Here is a 19,206-nt window from a genome sequence, read left to right on the forward strand (position 1 = left end):
GGATACCGTAGGTTTCGCGCACTTCTTTAACATATGATCGAATCGTACTCGATGCGGCCTCATGAAAATTAAACTGTTCTTTTAACCAATCCTCTACTTGTGCAGCGGATAAGTCAGGTTCATCACTCAGCCAGCCTACAATCGTTTCTTTATAGGGATCAAGCTTTTTAGAACGAGTTTCTTGAGCTTCAAGCCAAGAGATGCTGTCTTCTGGTTTTTTCTTTAAATATGCCGATACTGTGTTTCTATGAAGACCCAACAACCGGCTAATTTTTGTGTTTGGATAGCCTTTCTTTTTGTAATGATGTACTTTCGCTATAGTATTCAATTTTTCAAAATTCACCTTTTCCTGCTCCTTCAATTCAATAGATTAACTTTTCTAGTTTATCAAATCAAAGGAAGTAATTGGGGAAAAGTGCACATTCTTATTTAGCAATATCTGCACTATTTAGTTTAGCAGTCACAAGAGGAAAGTTACGGTATCAAATATCTATGATTGGTGCGGCGGAGTTTGTCCATTGAGAAGGATTCGATCCGTCCTACAAAAAGAATATAAGGCAGCAAATGTAGGGCGTGCACTGCATTACGTGTAATTAAAAAATCAACCATCTAAAACGACTCTTTTAGATGGTTGATTTTTTATTTGGTTTGCGTTGTGTACGGTAACTCTTATTAAAAGTTGACGTTAGAGTGCTCAAAACGGATTTATCTACCATAAACTTACCTAGTTTTTGAGGGATACGGTACGCAAACCTAGTTTGATGACCGTATCTCTTTTATAAAACACGCACATAGTAGGTAAACGCTTCTTAACTACCTTATGAACACAAATTTTTTTACTTTATGGTTGTTGGAGAGATTCCGTCAGGCGGTTAACTGTTTCACAATTGTTTGAATATTCTTCATGTCGAAAGAGGACATAATCTCAGAGAGAACATACACTCTGGCTTCACCGTATTGGTCCTTATCAGCTGGCTGCTCATTGGTGAGAATGAGATTGTATGATTTATTCGGTTGGTAGGCTTCTACATGTATACCGTTGATATGTCGCATATTCAGTATAAGCAACTGATTCAGTGTTTCAGTATAGATAGCTTCCATTTTTAGATCAATTCCAACTTGCAAAATGGTCGTCATCTTCAACGTAACAATCGCCAGTAAACTGATGTATTTTAGCAATCCTATCTTCAGTAAACTGTTGTCTTCGACTTCTTTGATGCCAAATTTATTTGTACTGATGGCAATCAATGTCTCTGCAAATGAAACCAAGTCTCTACCGGTAAATTGTTTTTCTTTGGCCAACATTCCCTCATAATCATAAATTTCCATGTCTCCTTGGAAGAAGTACAGTTTTGTGTGAATATGAGAAAGATGGTATTGCATGTCACGCTCCAACATGTAAGGCAATCTGCGGAACTTATATTGGATAATAATGGTTTCCACAATGTACGCATCCATCGTCGCAATAGGTGCACGACGGTCACGCTCTAGTGTATACTCATGAAAATCATGTTCACTCAGTATCGGAAAAGCTAGTAAAAACGCAAAGTGCAACATAGCTTCCTCTTCATCAACTTCAATAGAATAACGACTAAAGTAGCGCAAAACCATGATCCGAATTTTTTGGTACAGAGTATCCTCTAAGTAAGGCTGCATAAGTTCGCGCAAATGTGCATATTTCTTTTCTTTACTAGTGACACGATTTTTACTAATGAGCATCCAAACATTAAGACGTTGTTTATTTTCTGGTTCAATCGTAACTTGCAAGGAACTTTCCATAGCTTGTACCATTTGAGTGATCTGCTTGTCACTATGTGAAGTCATGAGGGATTCTTTGTCTTCGATATAGCTATAAAATTGAAAATAGAAATACCGAATGTGCAACTCTTCGCCATGTAACTGCCCATTACGGATTTTGACACCAAACTCTTTCAAATAGTTGTTCAACTCTTTGATTTTACGAAATAATGATGAATCGCTGATCATCAATTTTTGTGTCAGTTGAGTAATCGAGAACTCCTGATGCTTAAATAAAAACCGGATCAAGTTCACTTTGATTGATTGATTCAAATACAGCTGATGAATTTGCGGCAAAGAAAACTCATCGTTCATAGTTAAGGAAATGTATTGCCCATCGTAATTAACTTGTACTTGATCTGCAAGAGATTGAATCCTAAAAGTAATCGATTCCAAATCTTTATCCAGTGAAGCCCTAGCAACGGATAGATAGTCTAACATATCCGTATAAGAGAGTCTCCCACCGTTCAGCACGAGTTGTTTAAAAATCGTGACTTCTCTGATTTCATTTTTCTCAAGGAAGTGTTCAATTTTCATTTCCGTCGTCCCTCACTTCTGGCCAAGAAACAAAGTTGGTAGCCGAAATCATTTTGGAAAACGATGGATGGAAGAAATAATCTTTTTGTTGCAAATCTTCCAAGGTTTGTTTCGTTTGAATGGCTAACGCTAATGTATTGATTTTTTCTAAAATATCCGAAGTCGAAATCATCTGCGCACCAAGCAAAGTATGAGTTGTTGCATCGTAAACCCATTTAATTGTTACAGTATCGCTATTTGATAGACTAGTTAAACGCACTTCCTGACGATAAGTTTTCACCTTTTGATCAGTAAATACACTTTCAGCTTCAGTCATACCTGTGCTAGCAATATAATACCCGAATATGTACGTCCCAATCGTACGTAAAGAGCCTTTGAAAGCCATTTTTGGTTGGGTAAGATTAGTAGCAGCAACAATTCCTGTACGGACAGCATTATTTACAAGTGGAATATACACTGTTTCATCTTCTTCTCCATAAGCTAGTTGGATACAATCTCCCACGGCAAAAACATCTTTTACTGATGTGCGCATGTAGCGATCAACTGCAATGGTTTGGTCCATATGAAGACTGATGTGTTCATCTAAAAAGTGCAAGTCCGGTCTCACATTCACACCTAAGATAACGGCATTACTCTTAACTGTTTCATTTCCAAATCGAATAGTTGCTTGTTGATTTGCTTCAGCTTCAATCGCAGAAACCGTTTGGTTCAAGCGCAAATCAATTCCTTGTGCAATCATTTTCTGCTGCAAGGGTCGGATCATTTCTTTATCAAAATATTTGAATAACACATAGTCCATATTTTCAATCAATGTAACTTGCTTTTTCTGCTTGCTTAACAAATCGGCTGCTTCCACTCCGACTTGACCAGCTCCAATAATGGCTACACTTTGGCTAGCTTCAACTTTAGCTAAAGCATCTTCTGCTTCATGGCGCCGTTTATACTTCAAGACGTTCTCTCCATCGCTGCCGCTGATTTTTTGAGACAACTGACTTGAGCCCGTTGCAATGATCAACTTGTCATAAGTGATTGTCTCTTCTTTTCCATGTTGGAGATAGCTAATTGTTTTATGGATCGATTCAATTTTTTCAACAGCTGTTTCTAAGTAACAATGGATATTTTGCTTTTCCAATTGCACTTTCGTAATGAAGTATGCTGAATCTAAGTCAGCAATTTTATTTTCCCAGTACAAGTGCAGCCCATTCGGAATGTAACCTAAAGTAGGCTGCTTTTCCAGCAAAATAATTTCTGTATCAGACTGTTTTTTTCGTACTTCTAACGCTGCAGCTACCCCAGCAAAAGAAGCTCCTATAATAACTACTTTCATATCCTTACTCCTCATCAATGCGTTTTCAATTAGTATAACACAAGAAAGAAAAACTTTTGAAAGGTGAGTAGTTACCTATTAGAAGGCCTTAAGTTTATTTTTTAAAAAAATAGTATAGATTCCACTATTTGAATGGTCTCAATACTATTTTTATGGTTTATGAAATTACCCGTGATAATCTCCCGTTTTATTATTAACATTTACAATGTGAATAGGATTGTATCCATATTCTTCGTCTATGATTACTACGTCATAAGCATACGAATTTTCATCAACTAATTTATTTGGAACAAAATAATAATTACCATCTTCAATGTATCCATTTTCAGTTAATGAATTGATAACTTGCTCTTTTACACCTTCGCCCCATACCCAAGGTTTTTGATCGAAATTCGCTATTTTATTTGTCCATTCCTCATTATATCTCCAATCCCTGCCTTCATCCTCGTATGTGCTAAAAGTATATACTTTCCCATCTTTTGATAATCCGTACGATTCCCCAGGAGGAGCCATTCCGCTTTCTGTAAATTCATTAAAGTTAATAAAATATTTAAATTCATCTTCATTAGAGCTTGGTTCAACTACTTGCTGAAATAAGTACTGTTCTATTTGATTTGCACCTTCAGAAATCAAGAAAGCTGAAAAAATTTCTGGACTAGTAAAAATATCAGCAGTCGTGTTAAATACTTCAATCCAATCTGAAACGATCATCTCATTACCTTCATCATCAACTAATGAAATTTGAATTTCATTAACTTCCTTTGTTTCAAACGTATAAGAAATAGTTTGTACATCAGATGCAGCTATATCATCCCATTCACGACTTTCAATAATCGTATGATAACTATCGCCAGCTTCCACATATAAATCTTTTCCAGTTAATGTAACTCCTGTATCTGTTACAACTTTAATATTATCAGCTGTAATTGTATAGCTATCAGAAGTTGTCTGTCCATTATCAATATCTGGAAAAACATTAGAAGCCAACGCCATTGAGAAGGCATAGCTTTCTAATGAAGTTCCTTTTTTTTGAAACGAATCAACAACCATCGTTACATCGTCTTTGTTAAACAAGGTTCTATCAAATATATAATTATCTGGAATGTCGGTATTTTCACTTGACTCTTCGCTGGATTCTTCTTCAATAGATTCTATTTCACTTGAAGAAACTTTTATTTGCCTCTCAGAATTACCAGTGGATTCCTCTGAAACAGCTTTGTCCTCTCTTGATAAAAAGAATACCCCTTCCAAAAGTAAACCTATTGAAAACACAACTAAAAAACTTTGAATTACTTTCTTTTTCATTATTATTCTCCTTAAACATTGATTTAATTGTTTCTATTGATTGCTAGATAAGTCTACTAATTCGAAGTTCAAATTATATTTATCAATATCATATGGAAAATAGCTAATATTATCAGGGCACTTCCACCACCAATTATATAAGGATGGTAAGTAGGTCTATTTTCTAATTTATTTCCGCATTTCTCACAATAATTCCCACTTTTTTTACTTTTATGCCCACAAGCTGAACAAGCTTTATTCATTTCCGTCACTCCTTAATTAATGGCTTTATCGAAATAATTGATTTAAAAAAGCCTAAATACTATAATCCATACCCATCATTACTTATATAATCTTCACCTTCGTATTCAATATACATTTTCCCACCAATTTCTTTTAGTTTGAACTCTAAATCTAAATACTTATCTTGAGGAATACCATCTAACGGATTAGCTGATGAAAAGAGAGATACAGCTAAGGTATTTGAGTTTTTATCAAATGTTTGATCTATTATTTCTCCAAACATACCATTACCAGATTCTTGAACTGCTACAACTACGCTTTCTTCTGTTATGGTAATTAGTAAGTTATCTGTAGTCCACGTTCCCATAAAACTGGATGTGGCATATTTAGGTATAGCATCAATCATTTCTTGAGAAACTTCATCTAAAATATTCCCATCGTATTGATGCTCGATTTCTTCGAACGCAAAATTGGTTAATTGAAAATCACCATTTTCACTTACTGTATAGTTACCTTTCCCCATACCCATCATTGACCCTGGATTATAATACATGATTGTTCCAGTATTAGGAGTAGAGCTATAATCTACACTAAATTTGACCTTAGACGAATCATCTGTAATGTCAGATTTGCTAAAATAATAAGCCAAAATTCTGTTAGTCATCTCATCTTCAGTTAAATTAGCAGTATTTTTTGACGCTTTCTCTTCTTCTATTTTTTCCATAACTTCTTCTATTTCATTCAATTTGGCAGTAAATATTTCTTTTAAAGTAACATTCTTCACTGACTCATTCATACTTACTAAGCCTTCATACTCATCTCTCGTGGTGTCTCCTTTAATAGTTCCATCATTATATACAGATTCAATTTCTTTCTCTAAATTAGTATGTAAATTATACTGTTCTTGAGCTGTTGAATAGATTTCTGTATATTCCTTATAAAATGTTGGTGAATAAGTCTTTACTTTTTCGAGACTTTCTTTGATTGAGTCTAACTCTTTAATTGTTGATTTTTCATTTAATATATTTTCATCATTTAATACTTCTTTTGAACCTTCAACAACTGCTATCATACTAGTAGCTGCTGCTACATCAATAGACAATTTCTTTTTTAATTTCGAGTCATTCACATGATTAACTTTTTTAGTAGCTATTGCTATATCATCTTCAGTAATACTTTCATTTAAAGTATTACTTGAATCAAATAAATGAGCAACAGTATTCTTAGCTGTTGCTTCTTGATAGTAGTTGAATCCTACTACTCCTACCAAAACTAAAATTAAGATAACTACACCAGCTTTAAGCCCCATTTTCTGACTTTTTTTATCTTTTTTTTCTATTTTAGTTACATCTTGTTTTTCACCACAAAAAATACAAAAACTTACATCATCTTTAATTGACTTCCCACAATTAACACACTTTTTCATTCATATTTATTCCTTTCTACTCAACAGGCTTCGTACTTGATTGGATATTTATTTTGTTATTCTGTTGCATAACTTGCATTATATCCCACTTAGAATTATCATTCATAGCCCATACTAAACAAATGATCCAACCAATAATACTCCATCCAAATAACAAATTGATAATGAAAATGATTGTTTTTCCAGGTCCTCTTGAAATAAAAGTTGGTATATAATAAATCATTGAACTCAGGAAACTGATGATCAGTGTTGGCAATAATAATGACCCAGTAACGTCTATAAAAAAATAATCTGAGCTTAATATGATTGAAACTACTACTAAAATGGGAAGCATACCAAGGAATAGTATAATAGTATTAATATGACTTTTCTTTTTAGTTATACTTTCACCACCAAAAGTGATGTCTACAGATGTACTAGCTGCACTAGAACTTTCATATTTAACGTTCTCGTCGGTTACTAGTTCTTGCTGTTTAGCTTCTTCTTCAGCTCGCATCTCCAACTCTTTTTCTAATTGAATCTCATATTCTCTTTGTCTATCTTTTGTCATTTCTTCTTCTCTTTCAATTTTGGCTCTTTTTTGTTTTTCAAAATAATCTTTTATAATTATATCTGAATTTAAAAGATTGTTTTCAATCGTTTGATTAAATTTCATTTGATTACTCTCTGTTAGAAGAGGAAACAGGTATCCCCATAGCATTAAACAGATAATATAAATCCATCCTATTGCTGCAGGAGCAATCGTTAAAAGTAAATATGCTATAAAGTTTAAACAAAAAATTAAAACTAAATTTTCTTGAATGAAGGTTTTAATGATTTTTAGCTTACTTTTCTCAAAACTGATTTTTTCATACTGTAATTTTATATATTCTCTTCCATCTTTAAATGACTCTCCTTTATCTATATGGTTTGAATTAATCACACCTGTATCTAAATCAACTTTATTACCACAAATGGGACAATAGATAGTACCCTCTGTAGTTATTTTCTCGCCACAATTATTACAAAAATTCATTTTAATTTCTCTCCTTAATCTAAGTTCTTTAGAATTATTCAACTAATTTTTTATTGAGACCATTTTATGTATATTTCATACAATTTCACTTATACGAGCATACAAAAAAATTGCCATCTAATCTTTACAGAAGGCAATTTGCATCAAGTATTATATGTCTCCTATTATACTTTGTGCTTATTAATAACCTTTATAACTTAACATTCGTACTTATGTGTACCATTCTGTTAAACTGGAATTCAATTTATCCTTTTTGTTTAATTTAACTCTTTCCCAACTGGTAAAATAAATGCTAAAAGAACAGTACTAAGATAATATTTTTTTCACTTTATTCCCTTTCTAAGTTTATTTAATGTATTAAGTATACCAAATATCGCTTAATATTAAAACATTAGTTATTTTTATTTATTCATTATTTCTGAGTTAAAGTATTCCATATGAATAGAAACCATGCCCTAATATTTATTTATAAAACATCAGACTTGTGTATCCTTAATATAGAAATATATTAAATTAAAGAAACTTAAGAATAAATCTCAATAAATTACAGTTTTCAATATTAAAAAAGTACCCTAGAGAGTTAAATTATTAACAACTCTAGAATACTTTTACTTTTTGTTTACTAACATAACATTGATAATTTAACATCTTATTCAGTATTTTCTGATTCCATTCTTAAATACTCAATTACTTTTTTCAATCGCTCTAATCCATCTGTTACTTTTTCTCTTGAGCACCCTAAATTCATTCTCAAAAAGTCTTGACCTCCATAAATCGACCCATCCATAATGGCAACTGCACCTATGTTAACTAATGCTTGCTGAATCTCCTCCATATTGAAAGGAAGTTCACTTATATCTAGCCAAGCTAAAAATGTCGATTCTGGAATAGTAAATCTGATTTCCGGAATATTTTGTTTCAAATAATCGAACGTAAAATTCATATTTTCAGAAATGTACACATTCAATTCATCAACCCACTCTTGGCAGTCATTATATCCAGCCATAACACTTTCTATTCCCATTATACTGGCTGAAGATAATCCGTCTCTATTTTTTAGTATGTCTAAAAAATCATTTTGCAAGTCTATATCCGGGATTAGTGCATATGATCCAATCAGTCCAGAAGTATTAAAGGTTTTACTGGTTGAAGTACAAATAGCAATATTTGTTAACTTTTCAGCTATCCCTACAATTGGTGCGTGATGATGTCTCTCACGAACGATATCCATATGAATTTCATCTGATATTAAAAATACATCGTATTGACTACACAATGCTATCATCTTTACTAATTCACTTTTTGTCCAAACTCTTCCAGTAGGGTTATGAGGGCTACACAGCAATAATATTTTTGCTTTTTGATGAGCTAATTTTTTTTCTAAATCTTCAAAATCAATAACGTACTTACCATCTTCGTAATGTAACTTATTCTCGACTATTTCCCGTTTGTTGCTTTTTATGGTTTTAAAAAAAGCGTCATATGCAGGTGTTTGGATTACAACTTGATCACCAACAGTTGATTTCAATTCAATCAATTTCGAGATGGTATACATGACCGAAGGAGAGTAGACAATCCATTTTGCTTCTATTTTTATTTGAAACCGTTTGTTGTACCAGTTTACTATAGGTTCTTTAAAATCATTGTGATTCCATCTGGTATATCCGTATATTGGATGAGTGTTCCTTTTTTTCAATGCCTCACTGATTTTATTTGGAATTTTAAAATCCATATCAGAAATGGTAAAAGGCAATAAATTATTTACTCCAAAACGATCTTCTATATAATCCCATTGGGTACAATATGTGCCTCTTCTATCTATTACTTCATCGAATAGTTCTTTTCCCAAATAAATCAGTCCCTTTAATTAATTAATCTTTCAAGTTGATTTTTTAATGAGGCTACTTGTGTCCCAATAACTACTTGAAGATTTTGATCATCCAATTTCATGACACCTAAAGCACCATTTTCTCTTAAAACGTCTTCATTTATTTCATCCATATTATTAACAACTAACCTTAATCTGGTCACACAGTTATCTAAAGAAGCAATATTGGCTATACCACCTAACGCTGATAAAATAGCTGTAGCGTCATATTTGCCTTTCTTTTTATGACTTAACTCTTCTTGAGTATACTCAGTAGTGTTGACTTCTCTTCCAGGTGTTTTTAAATTGAATTTTACAATTGCAAATTTGAATACAAAGTAATAAATAGCAAACCAAGCAGCTCCAACTAATAGGACTAGATACCATTTAGTATCAGATCCTTGTAAAACTCCAAAAATCAAGAAATCTAAAATACCGCCATCTGTATTTCCAATTTTCACAGTCAATAAAGCCATCACCATAAATCCTAAACCAGTCATGATTACGTGGAATAAATAAAGTAACGGTGATACAAATAAAAATAAAAACTCAATTGGCTCAGTAATACCTGTGACAAAAGTTGCTAGAACTCCTGAAATCAATAATCCTTTAATCTTTGATCTATTTTCAGGCCTAGCAGTCTTATACATAGCTAAAGCAACAGCTGGCAAACCAAACATGAAGGTTGGCATTTTACCTTGTGATAAAAAGGCTGTAGCACTTGGACTAATGTCCACTCCATTTTGCAACTGAGCATAAAAAATATTTAATGCTCCTGACACAGTATTGCCGTCAACAATTTGTGTTCCTCCAGCTTCGGTAAATCGAATCATTGAAACAAGTATGTGATGCAATCCCGTTGGAAGTAAAAGCCTTTCTCCAGCACCAAAGAGGAATGGACCAAAAACTCCAGCTCTTTGAATTATGTTTCCGATACCCATAATCGCTGCACCGAATATAGGCCAAATTAATGGCAATAACAAACCGACTACTCCTAAAACGATTGAAGTAATGATTGGAACGAATCTAGCTCCTCCAAAAAATGCAAAAGCGTCAGGAAGCTGAATCTCAGAAAAACGTTTGTGCAATGAAGAGACTATGATCCCAACAATAATCCCTCCAAGTACACCCATTTCAAGGGTTTGAATTCCCATTACCATACCTTGTCCAGCTTCTCTCAAAGCTTCAGGGTCAGCCAAAAGATTAGCTTCTGTCAAATAAAAATTAATGGATAAATTCATAATGATGTAACCGACTAACCCTGAAAATGCCGCTACTCCTTTGTCATATCTGGCTAATCCTAAAGGAATCGCCATTGCAAACAACACCGGCAGATAAGTAAAAGCAAAACCACCAATCGTCGAAAGAAATCTAAAAAATAGTTGTAAGTAATCATTTCCTAAAAATGGCATGATCTCTATTGTTGTGGCACTGGTGAATGAACTCCCAATTCCTAAAATCAGACCCATGAATGCAAGCAATGCTACTGGCAACATAAATGTCTTTCCTAATCCTTGAAAAAATTCCCAAAAACTCCCCTTACCTTTTCCCATCTTCTTATCTCCTTTACTATTTATTTATAACTCTAAGTTAACGTTTTATAATTCTAGCGGCAAGCGTTTTCATTAATTTGAAAAGAGTTACATTTAATGTAAGGAGATACATCAACTTCAACGCGTCATCGACTATCCTTTGTATTATTTTTGTTTAATATATTCAAATATAATTAAATCCATTAGTAAACTGATGGAAAATCTGGAACTCATATCGATATCCTTATAATAGAAACTTTCAGAATACGCAGTGATTGTAAAATCCGCAAGTGTTTCTAAATAACTATTTTGTGTACCTGCCAACAATATAAATGGTACTTGTTTCTGTTTTAAAATGTTCGCATATTCCATCAGATGAAGAGTTTCTCCACTATGAGACAATAAAATAGCTAAATCATTTGACTTCATATTATTTGCGACTGCTCTTAATTCATCCCAGTCATTTCTGGCGGAAGAAATCTTTCCTGCAAATGTCAATTTTCTCGCGGCATCACTGCAAAATGGAAAGGATACCCCTACTCCAAAAAATTCAACTAAGTTACTATTGGTTAACAACTCGACTGCTCTCGTTATTTGTGAGGGGTTCACTTCAGCTAATGTTTTTTCTGTCTCTTTTTGAAATCGAGTGATATGTTCTGCTATGTCAGCATTCTTTTTATCCCCTTGGTGAAAGTCTTCTTTTGTTAAGTTGTATTGATCTAAAGCATACTTTAATTGTTGGTACCCTTTAAATCCTAATTTCTTGCACGTTCGGCTAACTGTTGCAGTGGAAATATAGATTTCATTAGCAAATTCATCTATAGTCAACTCTGCTACTTTATTCGGGTACTTTAATATATACTCCAATACTTGTGATTCTAATTTGCTTAAATCTTTTCGTTTCGCAATTAATTTTTTGAAAAATATATTTACTTCTGCCACTGTACTCACTTCCTTATTCTATAGTGTTTTAAAATATTCATTCACTTCTAAAATAGCTCTCTTTATCTAACAACTAACTTATAAAAACCATACACTCTCATTACAATTTGAGTTGTATGGTTTTTCATCAAATTATCTTAGTTTCTCTAGAAATGATTCGCCATGTTGTGGCTTCTTAACGCCAAAATACTCTGCTGCTGTAGCGGCAACATCTGACATCGTTTCTCTTTCCCCTATTTCTCTTCCTTCTAGACCTTTACAGTAAACCAACAGTGGAACTCGTTCTCTAGTATGTTGACTATGACCAATAGTTGGATCATTTCCATGGTCAGCCATAACAATTAAAATGTCCTCTTCATCTAACTGCTTCATTACTTCACCAATATTTGTATCACTTACTTCCAATCGATTGGCATAACGCTCAACGTCTTCTCCATGTCCTGCCAAATCAGTTTCTTGCACGTTCAAACAGATAAAACCATTGTCCATCTCGCTTATCTCTTGCAATAAGTAATTGAACAATTGCTGTGTATCGACACCAGGATAGAGGTGAGTACTTGAAGTCTGAATGATATCCGCTGCTTTACCGATCAATGCCACTGGAATGTTTTGATGATTCAAAATCGTTGGGATTTGTACCTCTGGGTTTATCCCGTATCCCAAATGAATAACTTGATACCCTTGATCGTATACGCCGGACTCCGGAGCATCCACACCAGCAAATTTATTTAGTTTCACTTTTCTGGCTTTCAATAAATCATTCAACACAATATGTTCTCCACCAAATGCTATTACACGTGATACTTTTACCACTTCACGGATAGCTCTGCCTACCCGTTTGACTTCTTCAAAAGGCATAATATCAAGGCAAGCTGATATATTATATACTTGCCCTAAATCTGTCTCTAAATTGTCTCCAACAGTTGCACATTCGTTGATGACTAATATTTCAGGCTCAGAATTTTTTCCTTCGCGCCGAACAGAATAGCCTTTTTTTACCAATTGTTGTTCTACTTCATCAATTACTTCATTAAAAGGCATATTAAAAGGAATTGGAGGAGTTGTGCCCATAATTTCCTGATGCCCTAGAAAAGAATCCGCACCTTGATGAGCTAAATTAGAAGTTCCCCAATTAGCTTTTTGTGATTTTTTCAGTTTTTCCGTTTCTTTATCAATGGCATTCATCAAACCTAATCTAACTAAATTTTTCATTTGAATGTCTGGCTTTCTTTCAATAATATGATAGGCTGTGTTACTTCCCACATCTTCTGGACGAACTTTAGCTACATCTTTCATATACCCGACTCCAAAGCTATCTAGTACGATGACGATAAATTTACCCATTTTTTCACCCTCTCAAATAGTTGCCTTGACTGTCATAGATACCTTCTATTGTTGGTTTGCCTTCTTGAATTCCACTCACTAAAGCAACTTCACTTCTTGTCACAAAAATTTGTGTACGAAAGGCCATAATAGCTGTAGCACCAACGGGCTCTGCTTCATCAATTTCTAAATAATAATCAATATTCTCATCTGAAAGAGCATTTATATGAGCTTCTGTTTGTTGTCCATGTTTATCAATTAAAACATTTTCCAGGTGCCCTCTTCTGTAGAAACCACCGCCAAAAAGGTACCCTTTCTCTTTAAAATTATGGGAAACTTCACTTACATAAACCATCGCCGGCTTTTCAGCTAATTCTTTTTCGGAGTGCATGGGCGTTGTGCCTGTTAATGCGTGTCCTGGTTCTCCTTGGGTACCTCCTATTTTTTTGATGAATGGAAGTGTGTACACTGAAGTAGCTGAAGGCATGTTCAATTCTTGAATATCGATTCCTTCATTTTCAAGTAATTTTTTAGCAGCGTTTACGGTTTCTATATTGTGTGTCGGTTCTAACGTTTCTTTTTCAGCATCGTATAAAAAACATGGAAATGAAGTTAATCCTGAGATTTCAATATATTTTAATTCCTTGAACAAGCTGATTAACGAAGGCAACTCTTTAAGTGTAAAGCCTCCGTACTGTCCAGGATAAAGTTCGTCTTCATCGCTTACTACTCTTAATAAAATCTTTTGCTTAGTACCTATTTCTTTTGCCAGTTCATTAATAGCTTGTAATTTTTCTAGTGAATAAACGGTTAAATATTTTGAGCCATATCTCATAATATCTTTTAGTAACATCTGTGGAATTTGCACGAGGTGGCCTACATTTCCCAAAGGAATATTATTTTCCATCATAATCTTTGCTTCTCGAAAATCCACTACCACAGCATTCTTTATTCCTAATTCAACCAACATTTTTGCAATAGCCGGATTTCTTCCAATTTGTTTAAGCATAAAAAATAGTTCAATATCATTTTGCTTCGCTGTCTCTATTAATTTCTTGGCATTTTCACGGATAATATCTAGATCAAGCACATACGTATCTGGAAGAATTTTCTCCGATTGATGCAGCGTTATGGCTTCTTGGATAAGTTTAGGATTTCTTTTTTTGACAACATCCATAAACATGCTTTTTCCCCCTAAACTTCTATTAATGATTCAATAATGTTACCAAATGCAAATGAAAATATTCTGCCTCATTTTCTCTAAAAGAAACTGGGGCTAATTCTGCAATTTTATTCCAGTAGTTTAAAGCTTCGTCATATTTTTGATCAGCTTTTATTTGTTCATTTATCATTTGATCTACCGAATTAATTGTTTCTTCTGTATATTGTCGTGCAGTTGCCATCGCTAAATGAGTAATAAAAGTATCTGCTTCATCTTCATTACTAATGATATTTTGAGCTTTCATAAATTTCAAAACTTCTTGCGCATAATCATATACTGAATCATTGATTACATTATTCTCTCTTAAAATGGTTAGTTTTTCTTGAATCATATTAAAGTTCTCTCCTTTTAATAACGAGGTGTCATTAACCCATTTTTTATTTTATCTTGAGTTTCCAACATTTTTTCTACTTCTATGTTCTTTCTACAAATAGATTCAATGACTAAATTATCTTTTTGACAAATAATGACAGCTTCGTTCATAGCCTTATGTTGTTCTTTCAATGGAATAAATTGAACATTTAAATCTTCATAGTTTTTATCTATAATCTCATCATAGTTCCAAATACCGGCATCAATTTGGTTTTCACGTAAGGCATAAATCAATTGATTAGCTGGAACCTCTACCAACTCTACATTTTCCCCTTCTATATGTTCATTTGTCAACATAAGGTGATCTAGTGAATCTCTGTCAATACCAACTCTCATACCATCGATAATGGACTCTTGTTCCTTTGAAGCCAATAATAAAACATGTTCTGAAAGGTACGATTTTGGTCCAAATTTTAAAGCTATATCAATAGTTCCATTTGCCCTTATCTCATGTTCAGCAGCAAATCTAGAGACTACCGCCATATCATATAATCCTTTTTTAACAGCCTCTATCCGATCTTCTGAACCACGAATATATACCATATTTAGCTTAATATCGCTTTCTTTAAACGCTAAATAAAGACCTGTAGCAAATCCTTCATAAAGTTTTGAGTAAGGTAAAGGCATGGTAGCTGTTAATTGATCTTTAACAACATACGATTGAAGAATGTGATAATCAATTTTTTTTATATACGTTCCTAAATGCCCTTTACTTTCAGTTTCAATTGCTCCTATTTCCTTTAAAAATGAAAGTGCATTTTGTACGGTTCCTCTAGACAATTCATATTTTTCTTGCAGTTCACTGATAATAGGCATTCTGTCATCTTTTGATAACAAAAATAATTCTGATGCTACTTTCTCAATAGCTAATCCTTTTTTTTGATAAAATGTTTCTTTCATAATGCTATGATCCTTTCAATTTCAAACTATTACCTGCTTTTTTAGACACAGCTATAATTGATTCATGTAAAATCCTTATGATGTTTTCACTACCTGCTCGCATTGGGTTGATTCGAATCATAGTTCTTTCTGCATCTGGATTGGCTGCTCTAAAAGTTCCAGATAAACGATAAAACATTGGTACAAACTCGTATTGTGATTCTGCGCCAACCGGATTTGGTGCTGCCCCCAGCTTTTCAGCTTCTTTCAGGACAGCACTTGCTATGGGTTCATCTAACTCAACTAAAATGACTTTTGATTGAGCATTAGCAATGTAGGCTTGTTTTACGCCCTTTACTTCTCCAGCATTCAAGCTATTTTTTACTTCTTCAAGTACTATAGCTGAGAGTGCTAGCGCTACTGGCGCATAAATCATTCCCCTCAAAACGTCGATTGCTTCATGACCTTGTACTTGCAATCCACCAGAATAATTTTCTGCTTTCAATTTTTCAATAGCTTTTTTCTTTCCAACGATACACCCAATTCCTTCAGGACCTAACAATTTAAAAGTTGAGAAACACGCTAAAGTTGCTCCCATTTGTGAGCCTATTTCCGGCGTTTTTAACACCGCATAATTATCATCTGTTACAATTGGTGTATTTGGCAAGTAATTTTGGATACACTGTATCACTTCTTTTGCATCATAAGAATCATCTGGTTTTTGGCGCGTAATTTGGATCAACACCCCATCAATAGCTTGATTTTTTAATGTGTCTTGTAATTTTTCTAAATCATTAAAATCCGTTGCAATTGTTTTTAATCCCATAGTATCAATAGATACTTTTGTAGTCGGATAAACGGGAGCATCATGTACTAACAACGTATCTCCAATATTCATTGTGGCATGTAAAGCCATACGGATTGCCATGGTTCCTGCTCCGCGGACAAGCATCGCTGCTTCAGCATTAAAGTAATTCCCTAGAACTTTTTCAACTTTGTTCGTTGTTCTAGGCTGATTTAAGCCAGGAATCACTCCTAAATCGCCACGGGTCAAAATATCACTTCCTCTAAAGACTTTAGTGATCTCATCAATTAAAGAAAATTGTTTTTTTGTAGCTTCTTCTATATTTAAACTAGTAAGAGGATACGTCTTCATTTTTTCCCACCTTTTTTGTTAGTGCTTTATAAATAAAATTTTTGCGGATTTTTGATCAACATTTCCTCAATAAAGGCTTCTGAAATGCCGCCTTTTAAAATCATTGGCACAAAAGTATCCAATAAATAAGAGTAACCAATGCCATTTTTATATTTCAGATTGGATTTTCTAGTTATATCCATGGATAAAAAAATTTTATCCGTAAATCCAGCTGCTTCTATTGCTAATAGCATTTCCAGTCGTTTCTTATCTGGCATATAGTTCTCTTTACCCACAGTGTCAAACTCAACATACACGCCTTCTTTCAGTAAAGACAATGCATAGTTAGAATCACCGGTTAAATCAACATGACCGATCACAACTTTGTTTAAATCAACTTTGTTCTCTTTAAAAAATTGAACTTGTTCTTTTCCATAAGTTCCTAGAGTTGTGTGCGTCGTAATAGGCACTCCTGTCTGACGGTGAGCAATAACAGATGCTTTAAAAACTTTATGTTCTCGTTCAGTCATTTGATTTTTACTTGTTGCAATTTCACCTATCAGCTCAGATTTGCTATCTGTTCCATCTATTCCGCTAGTAATATCTTGAATCATGACTTCTGCCATTTCTTCTACTGTGTGTTCATCTACAAAAGGCGGAAGAAATTTATCTTGATACCATCCAGTTGACTGAATGATGTTCATGCCAGATAATTCACCAACTTTTTTCACATAATCTGGATTACGATTCATTCCCATTACAGTCACATCAATGATATTTCGAACGCCTTTTTTGTACAGCTCTTTATACTCCGCAACTGTTTCGTCAAAACAATTCAAATTCGTATCTTCCGATTTTTTTAAAGAAGACAAGTCAATTGTCGTATGTTCATGAGCATATGTTATTCCTTCTTTTAAAGGCATGCTATCTCTCCTCTTTTTCAATTAAAGATAAGAGTGCTAAACAAATAGATTATTTAGCACCTCACTTTTATTCATTATCCAGCAACTGGAGCCCATAGGCCTAGTACATATAAAATATTCACAACAATTCCTAATACAATAGCAGCTACAGGTCCAACAGCCATATTAACCAATGGTTTTTTAGCTGTTTGATTTAATAAGTAAGCCCCAATCAGCCAGAAGTAACCGATTCCTGGTGCAATTTGCTCACTTGCCAACGCCCCACCAATTAGTAAAGCAATTTCTAACACACGATTCATCGAAGTACGGATATGTTCCCCCATTTCTCTAACTCCTGGGAAACGATCTAATCCTTTAGCAGCTCCGTTTAATAACATAATTTCAAAAAACATCACAATGGCTCCAGCAATGAAAGCAAATATAGGATGGCCTTGTAATAAAATACCAATAACAAAAACGAAAGTAGTTCCAGACGGACTGTATACTCCAGTTACAATAGCGGTAGAAAATACTAATGGAATGAAACCAATTCCACGAGCAAATGCAGCTAATGCTGCTTCACCAAATTTACCTTCACTCATCAAGTTCAATGAAATGGGGTCACCTGCAATAATAACTAAACTTGTTGCAGCAGCTACTAACCCTCCAGTAAGCGATAATAAAAGAGCATTTTTTTTGATTCTTGTCACACGCTCTACGAAGATACTGACAAGATTTTGATTGTCTGTTCCTTCGCCCTTTACACGAACAGCAAAGAATACCATTAAGATCATTCCAACCAATAAGGCCATACCTTCAGCACTTAATGTAAAAGTAGTTCCACTTGCTAATGTAATTATTCCAAATCTCTTAACTAATACCAAAGCTAATGTACTAAATCCTAAAGTAAGTGCTCCTTTTGTAAACCCATGTTGATAGGCAATAGCTAGTGCTGGGAAAACAGCAAATCCTATCACAATCGGTGTTCCAACTGCTCCTAAAGCATCTAAGAAGTTAACTGGCATTAAGGCAAATAAATCCACTACAACTTGTAACCCAATCGTAATTCCAATTCCCCACAAAGCTCCAATGATTCCCGCAATGACTGTTCCTTTTTTTCCTTCAGGAGCCCAAGTACCAATAATATCTGTCATTAAAAGAATACTATGAACTAAAATAACGCTCGCACCAAGTGAAACTGGGATTCCAAAACCAATAACCAACCCAAAACTAACAGCAAAACTTGTTGCGGCTAATTCCTTTTTTCCAATTACTCCCTCTAAATACTCTGGCATAACCGGGCGTAACCCATCATTAAAAACAGCAATTCCTTTATTGGCCATCATGGCTGCTAGTGCACCCAAAGCTCCTACAACTACTAATTCAATAATATCCACTTTGCT

17 protein-coding genes are annotated in these 19,206 nt (G+C 34.1%); all 17 read right to left on the reverse strand.

All coding sequences use genetic code 11. The features are described 5' to 3' along the window. Positions 1–328 (reverse strand): terminase gpP N-terminus-related DNA-binding protein (locus ABS911_RS00535; RefSeq protein ID WP_502880484.1); only part of this gene is annotated, 328 nt, incomplete at its 3' end. 536 nt (positions 329–864) lie between these two features. Continuing rightward, complete coding sequence (locus tag ABS911_RS00540; RefSeq protein WP_350465772.1) at positions 865–2,334, reverse strand: AcpB/EbpR/MafR family transcriptional regulator; 1,470 nt, start codon at positions 2,332–2,334, stop codon at positions 865–867. Continuing rightward, positions 2,324–3,661, reverse strand: a complete 1,338-nt coding sequence (locus ABS911_RS00545) for an FAD-dependent oxidoreductase (protein ID WP_350465773.1) — start codon at positions 3,659–3,661, stop codon at positions 2,324–2,326. Before ABS911_RS00545 ends, ABS911_RS00540 begins: the two co-directional genes overlap by 11 nt. A 165-nt stretch (positions 3,662–3,826) precedes the next feature. After that, positions 3,827–4,966, reverse strand: coding sequence for a cell division site-positioning protein MapZ family protein (locus tag ABS911_RS00550; RefSeq protein ID WP_350465774.1), 1,140 nt, complete (start codon positions 4,964–4,966; stop codon positions 3,827–3,829). A gap of 68 nt (positions 4,967–5,034) precedes the next feature. Continuing rightward, positions 5,035–5,208 (reverse strand): hypothetical protein, encoded by a 174-nt coding sequence (locus tag ABS911_RS00555; protein ID WP_350465775.1) that lies wholly within the window; start codon positions 5,206–5,208, stop codon positions 5,035–5,037. Between the two features lie 59 nt (positions 5,209–5,267). Further along, a complete protein-coding gene (locus ABS911_RS00560) occupies positions 5,268–6,614 on the reverse strand; it encodes a hypothetical protein (protein ID WP_350465776.1) in 1,347 nt (448 codons plus the stop codon). A gap of 16 nt (positions 6,615–6,630) precedes the next feature. Beyond that, positions 6,631–7,629 carry a superinfection immunity protein gene (locus tag ABS911_RS00565; protein WP_350465777.1) on the reverse strand — a complete coding sequence of 333 codons (999 nt, stop codon included), beginning with the start codon at positions 7,627–7,629 and terminating at the stop codon, positions 6,631–6,633. A 649-nt stretch (positions 7,630–8,278) separates the two neighbouring features. Continuing rightward, entirely contained in the window at positions 8,279–9,478 is a 1,200-nt protein-coding gene (locus ABS911_RS00570) for a MalY/PatB family protein (RefSeq protein WP_502880485.1), read from the reverse strand. A 14-nt stretch (positions 9,479–9,492) separates the two neighbouring features. After that, positions 9,493–11,049, reverse strand: coding sequence for a maltose/glucose-specific PTS transporter subunit IIBC (gene malX, locus ABS911_RS00575; RefSeq protein WP_350465778.1), 1,557 nt, complete (start codon positions 11,047–11,049; stop codon positions 9,493–9,495). 144 nt (positions 11,050–11,193) lie between these two features. Further along, a complete protein-coding gene (locus ABS911_RS00580) occupies positions 11,194–11,970 on the reverse strand; it encodes a MurR/RpiR family transcriptional regulator (RefSeq protein WP_350465779.1) in 777 nt (258 codons plus the stop codon). Positions 11,971–12,102: 132 nt separating this feature from the next. After that, positions 12,103–13,314: a phosphopentomutase gene (locus tag ABS911_RS00585; RefSeq protein ID WP_350465780.1), complete on the reverse strand. Its 1,212-nt coding sequence runs from the start codon at positions 13,312–13,314 to the stop codon at positions 12,103–12,105. Between the two features lie 4 nt (positions 13,315–13,318). Then, a complete protein-coding gene (locus ABS911_RS00590) occupies positions 13,319–14,476 on the reverse strand; it encodes a YhfX family PLP-dependent enzyme (protein ID WP_350465781.1) in 1,158 nt (385 codons plus the stop codon). Positions 14,477–14,498: 22 nt separating this feature from the next. After that, the gene (locus ABS911_RS00595) at positions 14,499–14,846 is read right to left on the reverse strand and encodes a hypothetical protein (RefSeq protein ID WP_350465782.1); all 348 of its coding nucleotides are present in this window, start codon (positions 14,844–14,846) and stop codon (positions 14,499–14,501) included. A 17-nt stretch (positions 14,847–14,863) separates the two neighbouring features. Beyond that, the gene (gene yhfZ / locus ABS911_RS00600; RefSeq protein ID WP_350465783.1) at positions 14,864–15,787 is read right to left on the reverse strand and encodes a GntR family transcriptional regulator YhfZ; all 924 of its coding nucleotides are present in this window, start codon (positions 15,785–15,787) and stop codon (positions 14,864–14,866) included. A 4-nt stretch (positions 15,788–15,791) separates the two neighbouring features. Beyond that, complete coding sequence (locus ABS911_RS00605) at positions 15,792–16,922, reverse strand: aminotransferase class V-fold PLP-dependent enzyme (RefSeq protein ID WP_350465784.1); 1,131 nt, start codon at positions 16,920–16,922, stop codon at positions 15,792–15,794. 26 nt (positions 16,923–16,948) lie between these two features. Beyond that, positions 16,949–17,824 (reverse strand): phosphotriesterase family protein, encoded by an 876-nt coding sequence (locus ABS911_RS00610; RefSeq protein WP_350465785.1) that lies wholly within the window; start codon positions 17,822–17,824, stop codon positions 16,949–16,951. Between the two features lie 74 nt (positions 17,825–17,898). Continuing rightward, positions 17,899–19,200 carry a YhfT family protein gene (locus ABS911_RS00615; RefSeq protein WP_350465786.1) on the reverse strand — a complete coding sequence of 434 codons (1,302 nt, stop codon included), beginning with the start codon at positions 19,198–19,200 and terminating at the stop codon, positions 17,899–17,901. Positions 19,201–19,206 lie beyond the last annotated feature (6 nt).

This window comes from Carnobacterium sp. (assembly GCF_040274425.1).

Excerpts from the sequence above, each read along its gene's own strand:
- ABS911_RS00560 (WP_350465776.1), bottom strand. The coding sequence starts at position 6,614 with ATGAAAAAGTGTGTTAATTGTGGGAAGTCAATTAAAGATGATGTAAGT.
- ABS911_RS00555 (WP_350465775.1), bottom strand. The coding sequence starts at position 5,208 with ATGAATAAAGCTTGTTCAGCTTGTGGGCATAAAAGTAAAAAAAGTGGG.
- yhfZ (WP_350465783.1), bottom strand. The coding sequence starts at position 15,787 with ATGAAAGAAACATTTTATCAAAAAAAAGGATTAGCTATTGAGAAAGTA.
- malX (WP_350465778.1), bottom strand. The coding sequence starts at position 11,049 with ATGGGAAAAGGTAAGGGGAGTTTTTGGGAATTTTTTCAAGGATTAGGA.
- ABS911_RS00565 (WP_350465777.1), bottom strand. The coding sequence starts at position 7,629 with ATGAATTTTTGTAATAATTGTGGCGAGAAAATAACTACAGAGGGTACT.
- ABS911_RS00585 (WP_350465780.1), bottom strand. The coding sequence starts at position 13,314 with ATGGGTAAATTTATCGTCATCGTACTAGATAGCTTTGGAGTCGGGTAT.
- ABS911_RS00605 (WP_350465784.1), bottom strand. The coding sequence starts at position 16,922 with ATGAAGACGTATCCTCTTACTAGTTTAAATATAGAAGAAGCTACAAAA.
- ABS911_RS00595 (WP_350465782.1), bottom strand. The coding sequence starts at position 14,846 with ATGATTCAAGAAAAACTAACCATTTTAAGAGAGAATAATGTAATCAAT.
- ABS911_RS00540 (WP_350465772.1), bottom strand. The coding sequence starts at position 2,334 with ATGAAAATTGAACACTTCCTTGAGAAAAATGAAATCAGAGAAGTCACG.
- ABS911_RS00590 (WP_350465781.1), bottom strand. The coding sequence starts at position 14,476 with ATGTTTATGGATGTTGTCAAAAAAAGAAATCCTAAACTTATCCAAGAA.
- ABS911_RS00545 (WP_350465773.1), bottom strand. The coding sequence starts at position 3,661 with ATGAAAGTAGTTATTATAGGAGCTTCTTTTGCTGGGGTAGCTGCAGCG.
- ABS911_RS00550 (WP_350465774.1), bottom strand. The coding sequence starts at position 4,966 with ATGAAAAAGAAAGTAATTCAAAGTTTTTTAGTTGTGTTTTCAATAGGT.
- ABS911_RS00610 (WP_350465785.1), bottom strand. The coding sequence starts at position 17,824 with ATGCCTTTAAAAGAAGGAATAACATATGCTCATGAACATACGACAATT.